This window comes from Pseudomonas sp. FP1740, assembly GCF_030687165.1.
Classification (GTDB): domain Bacteria; phylum Pseudomonadota; class Gammaproteobacteria; order Pseudomonadales; family Pseudomonadaceae; genus Aquipseudomonas.
In genome coordinates, this window is record NZ_CP117461.1 from 5,485,654 (window position 1) to 5,503,134 (window position 17,481).

16 protein-coding genes are annotated in these 17,481 nt (G+C 60.0%); 7 read left to right on the forward strand and 9 right to left on the reverse strand.

From position 1 onward, the window contains the following. Positions 1-3: 3 nt before the first annotated feature. The 3 genes from lepA to lptF form a co-directional block, all read right to left on the reverse strand. Positions 4-1,803: a translation elongation factor 4 gene (gene lepA, locus PSH69_RS24570; RefSeq protein ID WP_018927092.1), complete on the reverse strand. Its 1,800-nt coding sequence runs from the start codon at positions 1,801-1,803 to the stop codon at positions 4-6. 237 nt (positions 1,804-2,040) lie between these two features. Then, positions 2,041-3,102, reverse strand: a complete 1,062-nt coding sequence (gene lptG, locus PSH69_RS24575) for an LPS export ABC transporter permease LptG (protein WP_018927093.1) — start codon at positions 3,100-3,102, stop codon at positions 2,041-2,043. Further along, entirely contained in the window at positions 3,095-4,213 is a 1,119-nt protein-coding gene (gene lptF, locus PSH69_RS24580; RefSeq protein ID WP_305410077.1) for an LPS export ABC transporter permease LptF, read from the reverse strand. Before lptF ends, lptG begins: the two co-directional genes overlap by 8 nt. Before the next feature lie 295 nt (positions 4,214-4,508). On the opposite strand from lptF, the gene PSH69_RS24585 reads away from it, so the two are divergent. The 5 genes from PSH69_RS24585 to rlmF all read left to right on the forward strand — a co-directional run bounded on the left by PSH69_RS24585 (position 4,509) and on the right by rlmF (position 11,173). Then, entirely contained in the window at positions 4,509-5,999 is a 1,491-nt protein-coding gene (locus PSH69_RS24585) for a leucyl aminopeptidase (protein WP_305410078.1), read from the forward strand. Positions 6,000-6,059: 60 nt separating this feature from the next. Next, positions 6,060-6,488, forward strand: coding sequence for a DNA polymerase III subunit chi (locus PSH69_RS24590; protein WP_305410079.1), 429 nt, complete (start codon positions 6,060-6,062; stop codon positions 6,486-6,488). An 8-nt stretch (positions 6,489-6,496) separates the two neighbouring features. Continuing rightward, positions 6,497-6,880 (forward strand): DNA polymerase III subunit chi, encoded by a 384-nt coding sequence (locus PSH69_RS24595; RefSeq protein WP_305410080.1) that lies wholly within the window; start codon positions 6,497-6,499, stop codon positions 6,878-6,880. Positions 6,881-7,128: 248 nt separating this feature from the next. After that, positions 7,129-9,975 (forward strand): valine--tRNA ligase, encoded by a 2,847-nt coding sequence (locus tag PSH69_RS24600; RefSeq protein ID WP_305410081.1) that lies wholly within the window; start codon positions 7,129-7,131, stop codon positions 9,973-9,975. A 175-nt stretch (positions 9,976-10,150) separates the two neighbouring features. Next, entirely contained in the window at positions 10,151-11,173 is a 1,023-nt protein-coding gene (gene rlmF, locus PSH69_RS24605) for a 23S rRNA (adenine(1618)-N(6))-methyltransferase RlmF (RefSeq protein WP_018927099.1), read from the forward strand. Positions 11,174-11,274: 101 nt separating this feature from the next. Here the strand turns inward: rlmF and PSH69_RS24610 are convergent, their stop codons facing one another. Beyond that, positions 11,275-11,556, reverse strand: a complete 282-nt coding sequence (locus PSH69_RS24610) for an HU family DNA-binding protein (RefSeq protein ID WP_007905514.1) — start codon at positions 11,554-11,556, stop codon at positions 11,275-11,277. Between the two features lie 397 nt (positions 11,557-11,953). Here PSH69_RS24610 and yejK point away from each other — a divergent pair, with 397 nt between their 5' ends. Together yejK and PSH69_RS24620 are read left to right on the forward strand one after the other, a co-directional pair. Further along, a complete protein-coding gene (gene yejK, locus PSH69_RS24615; protein WP_018927100.1) occupies positions 11,954-12,958 on the forward strand; it encodes a nucleoid-associated protein YejK in 1,005 nt (334 codons plus the stop codon). After that, positions 12,958-13,308, forward strand: a complete 351-nt coding sequence (locus PSH69_RS24620; RefSeq protein ID WP_305410082.1) for a glutaredoxin domain-containing protein — start codon at positions 12,958-12,960, stop codon at positions 13,306-13,308. Before yejK ends, PSH69_RS24620 begins: the two co-directional genes overlap by 1 nt. Before the next feature lie 84 nt (positions 13,309-13,392). On the opposite strand, the gene PSH69_RS24625 is transcribed toward PSH69_RS24620, so the two are convergent. The 5 genes from PSH69_RS24625 to PSH69_RS24645 form a co-directional block, all read right to left on the reverse strand. Next, on the reverse strand, positions 13,393-14,328 hold the full coding sequence (locus PSH69_RS24625; RefSeq protein ID WP_305410083.1) for a glutathione S-transferase family protein: 936 nt from the start codon (positions 14,326-14,328) through the stop codon (positions 13,393-13,395). Positions 14,329-14,416: 88 nt separating this feature from the next. Then, the gene (locus tag PSH69_RS24630) at positions 14,417-14,737 is read right to left on the reverse strand and encodes a GIY-YIG nuclease family protein (protein WP_305410084.1); all 321 of its coding nucleotides are present in this window, start codon (positions 14,735-14,737) and stop codon (positions 14,417-14,419) included. Positions 14,738-14,777: 40 nt separating this feature from the next. Then, a complete protein-coding gene (locus PSH69_RS24635; RefSeq protein ID WP_305410085.1) occupies positions 14,778-15,248 on the reverse strand; it encodes a nuclear transport factor 2 family protein in 471 nt (156 codons plus the stop codon). 100 nt (positions 15,249-15,348) lie between these two features. Next, complete coding sequence (locus PSH69_RS24640) at positions 15,349-16,665, reverse strand: CynX/NimT family MFS transporter (protein ID WP_305410086.1); 1,317 nt, start codon at positions 16,663-16,665, stop codon at positions 15,349-15,351. Next, entirely contained in the window at positions 16,655-17,314 is a 660-nt protein-coding gene (locus tag PSH69_RS24645) for a FadR/GntR family transcriptional regulator (RefSeq protein ID WP_086944735.1), read from the reverse strand. The genes PSH69_RS24640 and PSH69_RS24645 overlap by 11 nt, the downstream gene beginning before the upstream one ends. Positions 17,315-17,481: the final 167 nt, after the last annotated feature.

Here is a 17,481-nt window from a genome sequence, read left to right on the forward strand (position 1 = left end):
GACCTAACTATCCAACCTGAGCACGGCAAGGAAGGCTTCTTGTGGAATTTCCACGTTACCGACCTGCTTCATGCGTTTTTTACCGGCCTTTTGCTTTTCCAGCAGCTTTTTCTTACGGCTGACGTCACCACCGTAGCATTTGGCCAATACGTTCTTTCTGAGTGCCTTGACGGTTGTACGCGCCACAATCTGACCGCCAATGGCGGCCTGGATTGCCACGTCGAACATCTGCCGCGGAATCAGGTCTTTCATCTTCTCGGTCAACTGGCGACCTTTGTAGTGCGAGTTGTCACGGTGCACGATCAGCGCCAGAGCGTCGACCTTGTCGCCGTTGATCAACACGTCCAGTTTCACCAGGCTGGCCGATTGGTAACGATCGAAATGGTAGTCCAGAGAAGCATAGCCGCGACTGGTGGATTTCAGACGATCAAAGAAGTCCAGCACCACTTCGTTCATCGGCAAGTCGTAGGTCACTTGTACCTGGGAGCCGAGGAACAGCATATCGACCTGTACGCCACGTTTTTCGATACACAGGGTAATGACGTTACCCAGGTGCTCTTGCGGCACAAGAATATTGGCGCGCACGATTGGCTCGCGCATGTCTTCGATGGCAGACAGGTCTGGCAGCTTGGACGGGTTATCGACGTAGATCGTCTCGCCGGTCTTGAGCAACAGCTCGAAGATTACCGTCGGCGCCGTGGTGATCAGGTCCAGGTTGTATTCGCGCTCCAGGCGCTCCTGGATGATTTCCATGTGCAGCATGCCGAGGAAGCCGCAACGGAAGCCGAAGCCCAGTGCGTCTGAGCTTTCCGGTGTGTATTGCAGCGACGAATCGTTGAGGGTGAGCTTTTGCAGCGCCTCGCGGAAGTCTTCGAAGTCGTCGGAGCTGACCGGGAACAGGCCGGCGTACACCTGCGGCTGAATGCGTTTGAAGCCTGGCAGCACATCGACGTCCGGCGTCGAGCTCAAGGTCAGGGTATCGCCCACTGGCGCACCGTGAATGTCCTTGATGCTGGCGATGATGAAGCCTACTTCACCGGCCTTCAGGTCGACGGTAGGGGTGTGCTTCGGGTTGAATACGCCGACGCTGTCCACCAGGTGGATCTTGCCGGTGGACTTGACCAGAATCTTGTCGCCCTTCTTCACCCGACCGTGGCGCACACGAACCAGGGAAACAACGCCCAGGTAGTTGTCGAACCAGGAGTCGATGATCAACGCTTGCAACGGATCTTCGATGTTGCCGGTCGGCGCGGGAATGGTGTGAACCAGACGCTCGAGCACTTCATCGACGCCCAGGCCGGTCTTGGCACTGCACTCGACCGCGTCGGTGGCATCGATGCCGATGATTTTTTCGATTTCTTCCTTGACGCGCTCCGGATCGGCCTGTGGCAGGTCGATCTTGTTCAGCACCGGCATGACTTCCAGGCCCTGCTCGATCGCCGTGTAGCAGTTGGCAACCGATTGCGCCTCGACGCCCTGACCGGCATCGACCACCAGCAACGCACCTTCACAAGCCGCCAGCGACCGGCTGACTTCATAGGTGAAGTCGACGTGGCCCGGGGTATCAATGAAGTTCAGCTGGTAGTTAATGCCATCGCGGGCTTTGTAATACAGGGTGACGCTGTGGGCCTTGATGGTGATCCCGCGTTCACGTTCCAGGTCCATGGAATCCAGCACCTGGGCTTCCATTTCGCGCTCGGCAAGGCCGCCGCACATCTGGATGAAGCGATCGGCCAGCGTCGACTTGCCATGGTCAATGTGGGCGATGATGGAGAAATTGCGGATATGACTCAAATCACTCACGGATCAACACTCAAAAAGGCTGCAGGCATAGCCCGCCGAAAAATAGCCGGGAATTGTACCTGATCCACGGCGCAAGCGTCACGTTTGCAGGTCAGACGGCGCCTACAAAAACGCCCCGGTCTTGCGACAGGGGCGTTTTTGACGACTTTTGTAGGAGCCGGCTTGCTGGCGACAGGGACGCCGCGGCGGGTCTGGATGACCGCAGCGATGCCATCGCCAGCAAGCCGGCTCCTACAATCAACCGGCCCGGCGCAGCAACCAGACCCCGGCCAGGGCGCAGACACCGGCCGGCACCAGCACCGCAAACAGCGGCGAGAAACCGAACACCAGGCTCGAAGGCCCGAGCAAATCCTGGACGATACGGAAAGTGAAGCCCACCAGTACGCCAGTGAAAACCCGCTGACCAAGGGTCACCGACCGCAGCGGACCGAAGATGAAGGAAATCGCCATCAACACCAATGCAGCGGTCACCAGCGGCTGCAACACCTTGACCCAAAACGCCAGCCAGTAACGACCGTTGCTCAGGCCCTGGTCAGCCAGATAGTGGATGTAATTCCACAGACCGCTGATCGATAACGACTCGGGAGCCATCACCACGGTACTCAGCAGTTGCGGGCTCAGGGCGATTTCCCAGCGTTCCACAGGGGCAGTAACCACTTCTGTACTTTTGTCATGGAACAGCGTGGTCGTGACATCGGTCAGTTGCCAGTGATCGGTATCGAATTCCGCACGTTTGGCGAAGCTCGAAGACAGCATGTGGCGTTGATCGTCAAAACGATAACGGGTCACGCCGTACAACAGACCGTTGGGTTGCACGGAGTTGACGTGAATGAACTCATCACCCTGACGGTGCCACAAACCGTGCTTGGCGCTTTGCGCATCGCCACTGCCCTGGGCCAGCGAGCGGTTGGCTTGAGCGGTGATTTCCGTGGCCGGCGCGACGTACTCGCCAATCACCAGCCCTACCACCATCAGGATCAGCATCGGCTTCATCACGGCCCAGACGATCCGACCAATGGACACACCGGCGGCACGCATGATGGTCAGCTCGCTGTGACTGGCCAGACTGCCGAGACCAATCAGGCAACCGATCAGCGCCGCCATCGGTAACATGTCGTACAGGCGGCGCGGCGCGGTCAGCAACACGTAACTCAGGACATCCATCAGCGTGTAGGTATCGCTGACTTCGCTCATCTCATCGATGAAGGCGAACAGCGTTGCCAAGCCCAGAATGATCCCCAGCACCGCCAGGATCGCGATGAACACGCTGCTACCAATGTAGCGATCGAGCTTATCCACGGGCCACCTCCAGCGCGCTGCGGCGACTCGCCATCTTCAAGTTCAGCGACTCCCAGTACAGCAAGCCCAGACCGATGACCAGGAAGATTGCATGCACCCACCACAAACCCAATGCCGGCGGGATCTTGCCCTTTTCAAGGGCGCCGCGAGCGGCAATCAGGATGGTCAGGTAAGCCATATAAAGAAGAATCGCCGGCAGCAGCTTGAGGAAACGGCCCTGGCGCGGGTTGACCCGCGACAGCGGCACCGCCATCAGGGTCACGATGAAGACCAGCAACGGCAAGGACAGGCGCCATTGCAGTTCGGTACGCGAACGGATGTCGTCGCTGGCCAGCAAGGAACTGGTGGTCATCGCATCACGGTCAGTCACTTCGTCGCTGACGTCCGGTTTTGGCAGCAATACACCATACTCGTCGTACTTGATGGCGCGGTAGTCGGCCAGACCCGGATTACCGTCGTAGCGGTAGCCGTTGTCGAGAATCAGGTAGCGGTTGCCATCAGGCCTGATTTCCTGACGGCCCTTCTCGGCCACCAGTACGGAAATCCCCCGATCCTTGTTGTCGGAACTGACATTCTTTTGTGAAATGAACACGCCGCCCAGATTGATGCGGTCATCCGACAGTTGCTCGGTGTAGGTCACCCGAGTGCCGTCGCGCAAGGCCTGGAAGCGACCCGGCTCGAGGGTGTCGAACTCGGTCAGTGCATCCTGTTTGTTCAGCAGCAGCTGGAACTGGTTGGCACCTTGTGGCGCCAGGCTCAGGCTCAGCCATGCCACGATCAGGGCAACCAGGGTCGCCGGAAAAAGAGTCATGGCAAACAGACGCTGCTGGCTCATGCCAGTGGCAGACAACACGGTCATTTCACTTTCAAGGTACAGACGACCATAGGCCAGCAGGATCCCGAGAAACAGCCCCAAAGGCAGAATCAGCTGCAGGAAACCCGGCAGACGAAAGCCCATGATCAGGAACAGCGAGCCCGGGTCCAGGAGCCCAGAGGCCGCCTGGGCGAGGTATTTGATGAAGCGTCCGCTCATGATGATGACCAGCAGCACGGCGCTGACGGCGCTCAAGGTCAACAGGACTTCGCGGGATAGATAACGGAAGACAATCAAACCAGACACTCCAGGGTTGTCAGGCTAAGCGGCCAAACAAACAAACGTATCAGCCGGCCCGCAGGGCAGAGCCGCCGAAAAAGATGGCGCATTATCCTGTGATTGAGTGCGCCTGTCACTGCGCATGCTCAAGCAGGTACCTGAACCGCTGAAGTTCGCATAACCGAGGGTTGTCAGGCGCAGGCAGCGAGGTTCAAACTGCGGCCTTTGTCGCTGGCAGCACACCGGCGCCTTTCTACTTATAAGCAAGCCTCTGCGCGTCGCGCAGTTTGACCATTAATTCAGGGACCCGGACATGGAACTGGTTGTAAAAAGCGTTAGCCCGGAAACGTTGAAGACCGCCACCCTGGTGGTCTCCGTCCGCGAAGGCCGCAAGCTCGGCACCGTTGCCAAGCAGCTCGACGAACTGAGCGGCGGCGCTATCAGCGCAGTGCTCAAGCGCGGCGACCTGGCCGGCAAAGCCGGCCAAAGCCTGCTGCTGCACAGCCTGCCCAACCTCAAGGCCGAACGCGTGCTGCTGGTGGGCGTGGGCAAGGATGAAGAACTGGGCGATCGCCCGTTCCGCAAAATCATCGCCGGCATCCTCAATACCCTGAAAGGCCTGGGCGGCAGCGATGCAGTGCTGGCCCTGGACGAAGTGGTGGTCAAGGGCCGTGACAGCTATGGCAAGACCCGCCTGCTGGCCGAAACCCTGGTGGACGGCGAGTACACCTTCGAACAGTTCAAGAGCCAGAAAGCCGACCCGCTCTCCCTGAAGAAAGTCACCCTGGTGACCATCAAGGCGGCACAGGCTGAAGTCGAACGCGCCGTAGTCCACGCTACCGCGATCGCCAATGGCATGGCCTTCACCCGTGACCTGGGCAACCTGCCGCCGAACATCTGCCACCCGACGTTCCTTGGCGAACAAGCCAAGAACCTGGGCAAAGAGTTCAAAAGCCTGAAAGTCGAAGTCCTCGATGAGAAGAAAATCAAGGACCTGGGCATGGGCTCGTTCTACGCCGTCGGCCAGGGCAGCGCCCAGCCACCGCGCCTGATCGTCATGCAATACAACGGCGGCAAGAAATCCGAGAAGCCGTACGCGCTGGTCGGCAAAGGCATCACCTTTGACACCGGCGGTATCAGCCTCAAGCCGGGTGCCGGCATGGATGAAATGAAGTACGACATGGGTGGCAGCGCCAGTGTATTCGGCACCCTGCGTGCAGTGCTTGAGCTGAAACTGCCGATCAACCTGGTGTGCATCCTGGCCTGCGCCGAGAACATGCCGAGCGGCAACGCTACGCGTCCGGGCGACATCGTCACCACCATGAGCGGCCAGACAGTTGAAATCCTCAACACCGACGCCGAAGGCCGTCTGGTGTTGTGCGATGCCCTGACCTACTCCGAACGCTTCAAGCCGCAAGCGGTGATCGACATCGCCACCCTGACCGGTGCTTGTGTCGTGGCACTGGGCGCCCACACCTCGGGACTGCTGGGCAACAACGACGAACTGATCGGCCAGCTGCTGAGCGCCGGCCAAGCCGCCGACGACCGCGCCTGGCAACTGCCGCTGTTCGATGAGTATCAAGAGCAGCTGGACAGCCCGTTCGCCGACATCGCCAACATCGGCGGCCCGAAAGCCGGCACCATCACCGCTGCCTGCTTCCTGTCGCGCTTCACCAAGAACCTGAACTGGGCACACCTGGATATCGCCGGCACGGCCTGGACCAGCGGCGGCAAGGACAAGGGCGCCACTGGCCGTCCGGTTCCCCTGCTGACCCAGTACCTGCTGGACCGCGCCAAGGCCTGAAACCGATGACCTCGGACGGCGTCACTTTCGGGTGACGCCGCTCAAGGTTCAGGAACCGCAATGACCAAAGTCGACTTCTATATCCTGCCCAGCGCCGATCCTTCGGCGCGGCTGGATTTCGCCTGCAAGCTCACCGAAAAAGCCTGGCGCATGGGCCACCGTATTTACCTGCATTGCAGCGATGCCGCCCAGCGAGATGCGCTCGATGCCCGGTTGTGGGCGTTCAAGGGCGAAAGCTTCGTGCCCCACGGTCCTGCCGAAAGCGATCCGGACGGTTTGATTGTGTTGGGTCTTGGCGATGACTGCGGTCAGCATCAGGATCTGCTGGTCAATCTCGACCTGAAAGTCCCGGCCTTTGCCAGACAGTTCGCCCGCGTGGCGGAAGTGGTGGTGGAAGACCCGGCGATTCGTGCGGCTGCGCGGGAGAGTTTTCGTTTCTACCGCGAACAGGGCTATCCTCTGCAAGATCACCGTTTACAGCGACTCTGAGCATTCCGATGGACACTCCAAAACAGCCACAAAAGTCCGCGCAGCTGCTGGATGACCTCGAGTCGATCCGCCAACTGCTCGGCGATGACAACCTGCAACCGCCGTTGCTGACCGACGCCGTCATTGAAGGCGACCAGGAACAGATTCCCATGCTGTTCGACACCGTCGGCCATGCGCCGCAGGTCGAACCGCCACCACCCGCCCCGGCCGCCCAGCCGGCTCCTGCCACCAACAAGGGCCCCGATGCCCTGTTGCACCTGGATAGCGAGCTGCGCGCCGCCGCGCAATTGATCATGCAAGACGTGATCGACGACTTCGCCCCGCACATCGAAACCGAAATCAAACGCCGGCTGGATGCGCGGATGGAACGGTTGCTCAGCCAGTACGAGTAACCCTGAGCCGAGCGGGCTCCCGCTCGGCTGCGAAGCAGCCGCAATACCCGAACACTCGGGTGTACCTGATACACCTGACTTGATGGTGCCGAGGCCCGCTTCGCGCCCCAACGGGAGCAAGCTCCCTCGCCACGGGGTCCCTTTCACAATTTGATCTGCGCCCTGTCCGCCCCTGCTCGCCCTACGCCCCGTGCCCCGCTATACTTCCCGGCTTTTCCTGAATAAATGCCAATAGGGTCCCGCCGCGCATGGATAAGACCTACCAGCCGCACGCCATTGAAACTTCCTGGTACAACACCTGGGAGTCCGAGAACTACTTCGCCCCGCAAGGCGAGGGCGAGTCCTACACCATCATGATCCCGCCGCCGAACGTCACCGGCAGCCTGCACATGGGTCACGGCTTCAACAACGCGATCATGGACGCCCTGATCCGTTTCCGCCGTATGCAGGGTCGCAACACCCTGTGGCAGCCAGGCACCGACCACGCCGGTATCGCCACGCAAATGCTGGTGGAGCGTCAACTCGAAGCTCAGGGCCAGAATCGCCACGATCTGGGCCGTGAGAAATTCCTCGAAAAAGTCTGGGAATGGAAGGATCAGTCCGGTGGCAACATCAGCCGTCAGATCCGCCGCCTCGGCTCGTCCGTGGACTGGAGCCGTGAGCGCTTCACCATGGACGACGGTCTCTCGGAAGCGGTGAAAGAAGCCTTCGTACGCCTGCACGAAGACGGTCTGATCTATCGCGGCAAGCGTCTGGTCAACTGGGACACCAAGCTGCACACGGCGATTTCCGACCTTGAAGTGGAAAACCACGACGAGAAAGGTTTCCTGTGGAACCTGAAGTACCCGCTGGCCGATGGCGCCAAAACCGCTGAAGGCAACGACTACCTGATCGTCGCGACCACGCGTCCGGAAACCATGCTCGGCGACGCCGCCGTGGCCGTTAACCCGAGCGATGAACGCTACAAAGCCCTGATCGGCAAATTTGTCGAGCTGCCGCTGGTTGGCCGCCGCATCCCGATCATCGCCGACGATTACTGCGACCCTGAATTCGGCACCGGCTGCGTGAAAATCACCCCGGCCCACGATTTCAACGACTACGAAGTCGGCAAGCGTCACAACCTGCCGCTGCTGAATATCTTCGACAAAAACGCCCATGTGCTGCCTGCGGCCCAGGTGTTCAATCTCGACGGCACACTGAACGAGAGCATCGACGGCAAGATCCCGGCCGAATACGCCGGCCTCGACCGCTTCGAAGCGCGCAAGCAGATCGTGGCAGCGTTCGAAGCCGCCGGCCTGCTGGTCAGCGTCGACGACCACGCCCTGAAAGTGCCTAAAGGCGACCGCTCCGGCACCATCATCGAGCCGTGGCTGACCGACCAGTGGTACGTGTCCACCAAGCCATTGGCCGAGCCGGCCATCGCTGCGGTTGAAGACGGCCGCATTCAGTTCGTGCCAAAGCAGTACGAAAACATGTACTTCTCGTGGATGCGCGATATCCAGGACTGGTGCATCAGCCGTCAGCTGTGGTGGGGCCACCGGATTCCAGCCTGGTACGACGAGTCGGGCAAGGTTTACGTCGGTCGCGACGAAGCCGAAGTACGTGCCAAGCACAATCTCGGGCCGGATGTTGCGCTGCAACAAGACAACGACGTTCTGGATACCTGGTTCAGTTCGGGCCTGTGGACCTTCTCCACCCTCGGCTGGCCGGAGCAGACCGAATTCCTGAAGAAGTTCCACTCCACCGACGTGCTGGTGACCGGTTTCGATATCATTTTCTTCTGGGTTGCCCGGATGATCATGCTCACCATGCACCTGGTGAAAAACGAAGACGGCACGCCGCAGGTTCCATTCAAGACTGTTTATGTGCACGGTCTGGTGCGTGATGGCCAGGGCCAGAAGATGTCCAAGTCCAAGGGCAACGTCCTGGACCCGCTGGATATCATCGACGGTATCGAGCTGGAAGATCTGGTGCAGAAACGCACCTCCGGCATGATGCAGCCGAAACTGGCGAAGAAGATCGAAAAGCAGACCCGCGACGAGTTCGCCGAAGGCATCGCCAGCTATGGCACCGACGCCCTGCGCTTCACCTTCTGCTCGCTGGCGTCCACCGGTCGCGACATCAAGTTCGACATGGGCCGCGTCGAAGGCTATCGCAACTTCTGCAACAAGATCTGGAACGCCGCGCGCTACGTACTGGACAAGGGCGAAGACTGCGGCCAGAACGGCGAAGCCTACGAGCTCTCGCTGGCGGATCGCTGGATCATCTCGCAGTTGCAACGCACCGAAGTTGAAGTGACCCGTCAACTCGATCAGTTCCGTTTCGACCTGGCGGCACAAGCCTTGTACGAGTTCATCTGGAACCAGTATTGCGACTGGTACCTGGAACTGTCCAAGCCTGTGCTGTGGGACGAAAACGCGCCGGTCGAGCGTCAGCGCGGCACCCGTCGTACCCTGGTTCGGGTGCTGGAAGTCGCTCTGCGCCTGGCTCATCCGTTCATGCCGTTCATCACCGAAGAAATCTGGCAACGCGTCGCACCGCTGGCCGGTATCAAAGGCAAGACGATCATGCTGCAACCGTGGCCAGTGGCTAACGAGGAACGCATCGATCCGGCCGCCGAAGACGACATCGAATGGCTCAAGGGCCTGATGCTCGGCACCCGTAACATCCGCGGTGAAATGAACATCGGCCCAGGCAAGCCGCTGAACCTGTTCCTGAAAAACGTCAGCGCCGAAGATCAGCGTCGACTCACCGAGAACGAAGCCTTGCTGAAGAAGCTGGCGCGTCTGGAATCGATCACTGTGCTGAAGGCTGGCGAAGAAGCACCACTGTCCGCCACCGCACTGGTTGGCGAGATGGAAGTGCTGGTACCGATGGCCGGCCTGATCGACAAGGACGCCGAACTGGCGCGCCTGGACAAGGAAATCCTGCGTCTGCAGGGCGAAGTTCAGCGCGTCGGCGGCAAGCTGTCCAACGCCGGTTTCGTCGACAAGGCCCCGGCCGAAGTCATCGAGAAGGAACGCGCCAAACTGGCTGAAGCTGAACAGGCTTTGGGCAAGCTGGCCGAGCAACATGCGCGGATTGCCAGTTTGTAACGGCACATCGCAATGAAACAGGGAGGCCCCAGCGGCCTCCCTTTTTTATGCCCGCTACATTCTCCCAAACACCCGCTGCCACAGGGACATGCGGCGATCTTCACAATTGGGTGACCAGCAGCTGGATGTGGGACAATACCCGCCACTTTTAGCCATACCCGAATCGACCTCGCCCATGACCGCCCCCAGCACACCCAAACCTGCGCGCAAAAAGCCTAAACCCGCGACCCCGGCCAAAGCCGTGGAGCCACGCGAGAAGGCCAGCCTGCACCCGCGCAATCGCCATCAGGGTCGTTACGACTTCCCGGCGCTGATCAAGAGCACGCCGGAACTGGCGAAGTTCGTGATCATCAATCCGTACGGCAAGGAGAGCATCGACTTCGCCAGCCCGGACGCGGTGCGAGTGTTCAACCGGGCGCTGCTCAAGGCGTTCTACGGTATCGCCCATTGGGACATCCCGGCCGACTATCTGTGCCCGCCGGTTCCGGGCCGTGCCGACTACGTGCACTTCCTGGCTGACCTGCTGGCCAGCGTCAACGATGGCGAGATCCCTCGCGGCGCGCCGGTCAAGGTGCTCGATATCGGCATGGGCGCCAACTGTGTCTATCCGCTGATCGGCTACAGCGACTACCGTTGGCACTTCCTCGGCTCGGAAATCGACCCGATAGCCGTAGCCTCAGCCAAAGCTATCGTGCAGTCCAACGGGCTGAACAAAGCCATCCAGCTACGCCAGCAAACTAATCCCAAGCACATTCTGTTGGGCTTGCTCGAACCCGGCGAACGCTTTGACCTGACGATGTGCAACCCGCCGTTCCACGCCTCGATGGACGAGGCGACCAAGGGTAGCGTGCGTAAATGGCGCGCGCTGGGCCGCGCCGACCCAAAACGCAAACTGCCGGTGCTGAACTTTGGCGGGCAATCGGCCGAACTGTGGTGTGAAGGTGGGGAGGCACGGTTTGTGACGCAACTGATCGCCGAGAGCGCGCACTTTCAACACAAAGTGCTTTGGTTCAGCACCCTGGTCTCGAAAGCCTCGAACCTGCCGGCGATCCAGACGGCGCTGAAAAAGGCCGGCGTATTGGAAAGCCAGGTCGTGGAAATGTCCCAAGGGCAGAAGCAAAGCCGCTTCGTCGCCTGGACCTTCCAGACCAAATCCGAGCAGCAGGTCTGGCGCGAGCGCTGGGCCCGCAAAAGCTAAGTAACAACCGAGACAGCGATTGAGCCTGATCAATCGCTGAATCGCAGACACAAAAAAACCGTGCCCGGATTGCTCCGGAGCACGGTTTTTTTTAACAAGTCTTACTTGTTAACAGCGTCGGTCAGGCCTTTGGCCACAACCAGCTTGATCACTTTCTTGGCAGCGATTTCGATGGCAGCGCCAGTCGAAGGGTTGCGGCCGGTACGGGCAGGACGCTCAGTCACTTTCAGCTTGCCGATACCTGGCAGAGTGATTTCGCCGCCGTTTTCCAGCTGATCGGCAACGATTTGGCCCAGTTGGTCCAGAGCGTTACGCGCGGTGGTTTTTGGCGCGTCGATAGCTTCAGCGATGTCGGCGATCAGTTGGTCTTTAGTAAGAGCCATTGTAGTGTTCCTTCCCTATCAAATTCATATGGATTGCAGAGTGCAGTGTCAGCCATCGAGCCCGATCTTCTGGATCTGGCACCCTCGGCCATAACCACGACGAGTCGGGGTTATAGATACCGAAATCAGGGTTTGGTTCGACCTGACAAATGCTGAATGCACGCTTAACGCAGTGACTTCGCGTAAGACCGGGCAAAACTAGCACAGAGACGGGGAAATATCCGCCTCTAGCTACCCATTTGGTCAGCTTTATTGCTCTAAATCGGGAAAAAATCACATTAGGGTCGCCGGAGAGCTTCGAATTGCCCTTCGGACCACGCCAAAACCAGTGGTTGCGGTACACTGGGCGCTTTTTCGGGGGAGCACGCCCTCCTCTCTCCAATCAGCCGAGAAGCCCATGCCGATCCGTCATTGCATCGTCCACCTGATCGACAAAAAACCCGACGGCACACCCGCAGTTCTTCACGCCCGCGACTCTGAACTGGCTGAGTCCGCGGCCATCGAGAACATGCTCGCCGACTTGAACGAAAGCTATAACGCCAAACAGGGCAAAGCCTGGGGGCTGTTCCATCCGGAGTCCGGTGCATTTCCATTCAGCGGCTGGCTGAAGGAATACCTCGACGGTGGTCGTGACTTCACGGCCTTCAGCCGGGTGGCGGTCGAGCATCTGCAAAAGCTGATGGAAGAATCCAACCTCTCGGTCGGTGGCCATGTGCTGTTCGCGCATTACCAGCAAGGCATGACCGATTACCTGGCCATCGCCCTGCTGCACCACAGCGAAGGCGTGGCGGTGACCGATCAGCTGGACGTGACCCCTTCGCGACATCTGGACCTTGGCCAGTTGCACCTGGCGGCGCGGATAAACGTCTCCGAGTGGCAGAACAACAAGCAGTCCAAGCAGTACATCTCGTTCATCAAAGGCAAGAACGGCAAAAAGGTTTCGGAGTACTTCCGCGACTTCATCGGCTGCCAGGAAGGCGTCGACGGCCCCGGTGAAACCCGCACTCTGCTCAAGGCGTTCAGTGACTTCGTCGAAAGCGAAGACCTGCCGGAAGAGTCCGCGCGTGAGAAGACCAAGACCCTGGTGGATTACGCCAGCAGCCAGGCCAAAATGGGCGAGCCCATGGGCCTGGAAGAGTTGTCCGAACTGATCGACGAAGATCGCCCGAAAGCCTTCTACGATCACATCCGCAACAAGGACTACGGCCTGTCCCCGGAGATCCCGGCGGACAAGCGTACCCTGAACCAGTTCCGCCGCTTCACCGGTCGCGCCGAAGGCCTGTCGATCAGCTTCGAAGCGCACCTGCTGGGCTCGAAGATCGAATACGACGAAGAAGCCGGCACGCTGATCATCAAGGGCCTGCCGACCCAACTGACCGACCAGCTCAAGCGACGCAACTGATGCTCGGCGGCGTGTTGAAAAAATTCCTGCTGATCCTGCTGGTGGTAGTGGTCTACCAGAACTGGGGCAAGATCGAGCGGGTACTACACCCCTCGCAGGTGGTGTCCGAGCAGACCCAGGCCAAGGCCAACGTCGTGCTCTACGCCACTGACTGGTGTGGCTACTGTAAGCTGACCCGACGCTTTCTCGATCAGAAAGGCATTCCGTACAAGGAATTCGATATCGAGAAGGATGCCGTGGCGCGCAAAGTCTATGAGGCACTCGGTGGACGCGGGATTCCGATCATCGATGTAAATGGAACGTTGATTCGCGGGTATGACCCGGACCAGGTGCTTGCTGCATTGAAATAACCATCAGCTTCAAACAATCCTGTGGTGAGGGGGCTTGCTCCCTCGCCACAGGTCGTAACCAATCCCATCTTCCGTGATGCCAGGTTACTGCGCTTCGATACGAAACCCGAACCGCGGAAAGTGCACATGCACCACACCGGCCCGCTCGTCTTCACGGCGCAAAATCAACTCTTCGCTGCCGGCAAACATCAACTCACCCGCCACCGGATCAACCCCGTAATCGGTCGCTGCAATCACCACCTGCTGGCCAACCTCAAACCCGTTCGGCTCATCGAACAGCTCATCCGGCAATGCGGCCGGTGTGGCATTGCGGGCAATCTCTAGCGCTTGCTCGGCCGTCATCTCGCTGAACGCGCCATGACCAAAACCCATCACGCGGCCAAACCACGCCGAAACAGCCGGATAACTATCCACCAACGGTGACGTCACGTGCGTCGCCTTGAGGAACCACAGCGAGTGAGCCAGGGCAAAGTCGGCAATCGACGGTTCGCCGAACAGGAAGTCACCCTGCTCACGTTCAAGCTGCTGCTCCAGACGCGCCATGATCGTTGGCCACTGATGCTTTGCCTGCTCGGCTGACAACCGAGTGGCACTGCCACCGCTGAACAAGCCGGCGCGATCGGCCAGAAATGCCTTGATCGCTTCCGGCGACAATTTGCCGAAGCGCACCGCCACCGATTCTGGCTGGAACACCAGACTGACTGCATGCTGGAACACCACCGAATCGGCCCACGCCGCAAAGGTCGCCGTGACCATTTCCTGGCCTTCCGGGAAAAACGCCGGTGAAGCCTTTTCCTGCTCCAGACGACGAGCGATCAACGCGGTGTCGCAATAGACATCAGCACCGATCTGCAACACCGGCGTCTTGCGGTAGCCGCCGGTCAGGGCCGTCAGGTCGGGTTTTGGCATCACCGGCGAGATCATCACAGAGCGCCAGGACAACCCCTTGAAGCCCAGCAGCAAGCGGGCCTTTTCGGCGAAAGGGGACGTCGGGTAATGATGCAGAATCAACTCGGACATGCTCGGCTCCGCCGCTCGGATAAGGAGCCCGCAGCTTAGCGCGCAATCGGCAGGCAGCCTACCCATCTGCCTGATGGGTACTTATCAGTCAGTTTGATAAGCCCGCGGCCGCACTCGCCACCAGACATTCCTTGGCGCTTTTCTTGAGTTTCTTGATCAAACGCTCCTGGCGCAGCGCTTCGCCTTTATCGCGGCAGCGCTCGGTATAAACCAGCGCCACGGCCGGGCTCGACAGGAAGAAACGCGCGCCCTTGCCACTCTGATGGGTGGCGAAGCGACGCACGGGATCGTCGCTGATCCCGCAGTAGAGCGAACCATTGGCCGCGCGAACGAGGTAGACGAACCAGGGTTTGCTGACGGGCAGCGACGGTTCGGCGGCAATGACGGAAGATTCGCTCGAGGTGCTCACGTGACGATCAAGGCTTGAAAGAAAACAAGCCGCGATCTTATCAGCGACTGGCCTGGAATGCCTTCAACCCCTTCAAGGCCTGAGCACGCACGGCGTTCCCCACCAGCGGGGTCCAGCCCAACAACAGCCCTTTGAAACCCAGTGCCTGACGCGACCAGCGCCACAGATCAAAGTTGTCGTGGTGCTCGCAGATCTTGCCGTCGCGAAACACGAAACGCGCCTGAATGTCATTGACCACGATATTGCCGGTCTGGCTGAACAGGTACGTCGCCACCCAATGGGCGCCGCCAGTGCGCTCATCGCTGCGCACGTTATCGAAGGTCAGGGAGAAGTCCTTGGCGCGGGTGGTGAGCATGCGCCACATATCGCCGGCATCGCGCCCGCGCAGCTCGCCGAACGCCGGATCACTGAACACCACGTCGTCGGTGTAGCAGGCGCTCATGGCCTCGGCATCCAGCCGCTGAAAGGCTTGGTAGAACCGGGTGATCAAGGCGTCGTGGGCGTCACTCATGGGCAGGCTCCGGAAAATAGGCAGATTGCCAGCACGATAATCTGCAAACGGACGAAACACCATCAGCATTCGCCCCCCGAATACCGACAGTGTGTGCGAATCAGATCTTTTCGCTTTCGACCTGCACATACAGCGAACGCCCTGCGCCGAGGCCGGCGATGATCGCGCCGAGACCAATGACACCGAAGATCCAGCCCAGGGCGCTCCAGCCGCCGGTCCAGTCATGCACCACACCGACTGCGAACGGCCCCATGGACGCCAGCGTGTAGCCGAAACCCTGGGCCATGCTCGACAGGTTGGCGGCGACATGGGCATCCCTCGAGCGCAGCACGATCAGGGTCAATGCCAGGCTGAACGTAGCACCCTGCCCCAGTCCCAGCAGGATTGCCCAACCCCACAGACCGTCGATCGGCGCATACAGGCAACCGAACAAGCCGCCGAGGGTCATTGCCATGACGATTACGATCGCCAGTCGCTGATCCTTGCCACGGGTCGCCAGCCACGGTGCCGCCAACGAGCTGATCAACTGGACAATCACCGACCCCGACAACACCAGACCGGCCTGGGTTGGCGTCAGACCGCGACCGATCAGAATCGACGGCAGCCAACCGAATACGATGTAGGCCAAAGACGATTGCAGGCCCATGTACAAGGTCACTTGCCAGGCCAGCGGATCGCGCAACAGGCCTCGGACCCGATAGGCAACGTTATGTGCGCCGTGTTTCTGACCGACTTGCGGCAGCCAGAACATCGCCGCGACCAAGGCCGGAACCACCCAGAAGCCAAGGCCCAGCGCCCAACTCTTGTCGAAATGTTCACTCAACGGCACGGTCGCGCCAGCCGCCATGGCCGCGCCCAGGCACAGGGCCATGGTGTAGACGCCGGTCATGGTGCCGGCCTGTTTCGGGAAGTCGCGCTTGACGATACCGGGCAGCAGCACGCCGATCACCCCAATGCTGGCGCCGGCCAGCACGCTGCCGGCGAAGAGGCCGACCTCGCCGAACGAACTGCGCAAAATGATCCCGCCGGCCAGCATCAGGAGAATCCCCAACACCACCCGCTCGGCACCAAAACGTCGCGCAAGCACCGGCGCCAACGGCGCGAACAGACCGAGGCAAAGCACCGGCAAGGTGGTCAGCAAACCGGCCTGGGCAGCCGATAGCCCCAGTGTTTTCGAGACCTCGCTGAGCATCGGCGCCATGCTCGACAGCGCCGGACGCAAGTTCAGCGCCACCAGAATCAGCCCCAGCAACAACAGCCACGGGCGCCGCAGGAGCGGGTGACTTTGCTGAACCTCTGCATCATCGGCCTCGGCGTCGATCAACAGCTCTTCGAGCTCCGCCGTCCGCTTGAGCTCAGTGATGCGGCTGTGGCTCGCCTGCTGACTGGACATCGGGTTCTCGGTTTCAAGGTTCATTGATCAATTGCCTCATCAGGGCTTTGGCCCGTTCGGGGTCGCGTTGTTCGACGGCATCGAGCAGTTCGATATGCAGGTCGAACACCGCTTGGCGTCGGGGGGTGACGTTCAGGGTCTGACGCAACTGCGCGCCCACGACGCTGGAGAAGTAGCGATACAGCTCGCTGAGGGTCGGGTTGTGCGCCGCGTCCACCAGACGACGGTGAAACACCAGGTCACAGGCGATGTAGGTGTCGAGATCGCCGTGGTAGTGACTACCGCTGACGCCCAGCGCCTCGCGCAACGCCACAAGGTCTTCATCGGTGCGGCGTAATGCAGCCAGACCGATGGCTTCGACTTCCAGAATGTGCCGGGTTTCCCGAGCCTGCTCCTGAGAGCAGCGGGACAGCGCCTTCATCGTATCCAATGGATCGACCACCGCCCGCAGGTAGCTGCCGTCGCCCTGGCGGATCTCGATCAACCCGGAAAACGCCAACACGCGCATGGCTTCGCGCACGGTGTTGCGGCTGATGCCCAGCTCGGCCGCCAATTCCGGCTCGGTGGGCAAACGCTGGCCGACCGTCCAGACACCTTGATTAATGCGCAGGCGCAACTGGTCCAGGGCCTGATCGACCAAGGATCGTTTAATTAATGGAGAAATATCTGACATAGGATTCGCCCTTTCATCCAATCATAGGATGAATTTTCTGACATGTTAGTCAGCTTCGTCCGACAAGGCAACGGGCTCCTACAGGGTTCGCGGTCAGCAGGTGGAGCGTTTCATTGGAGCAAAAAAAACCCGGAACAGAGTCCGGGTTTATTTCACTGCCAAGCGTC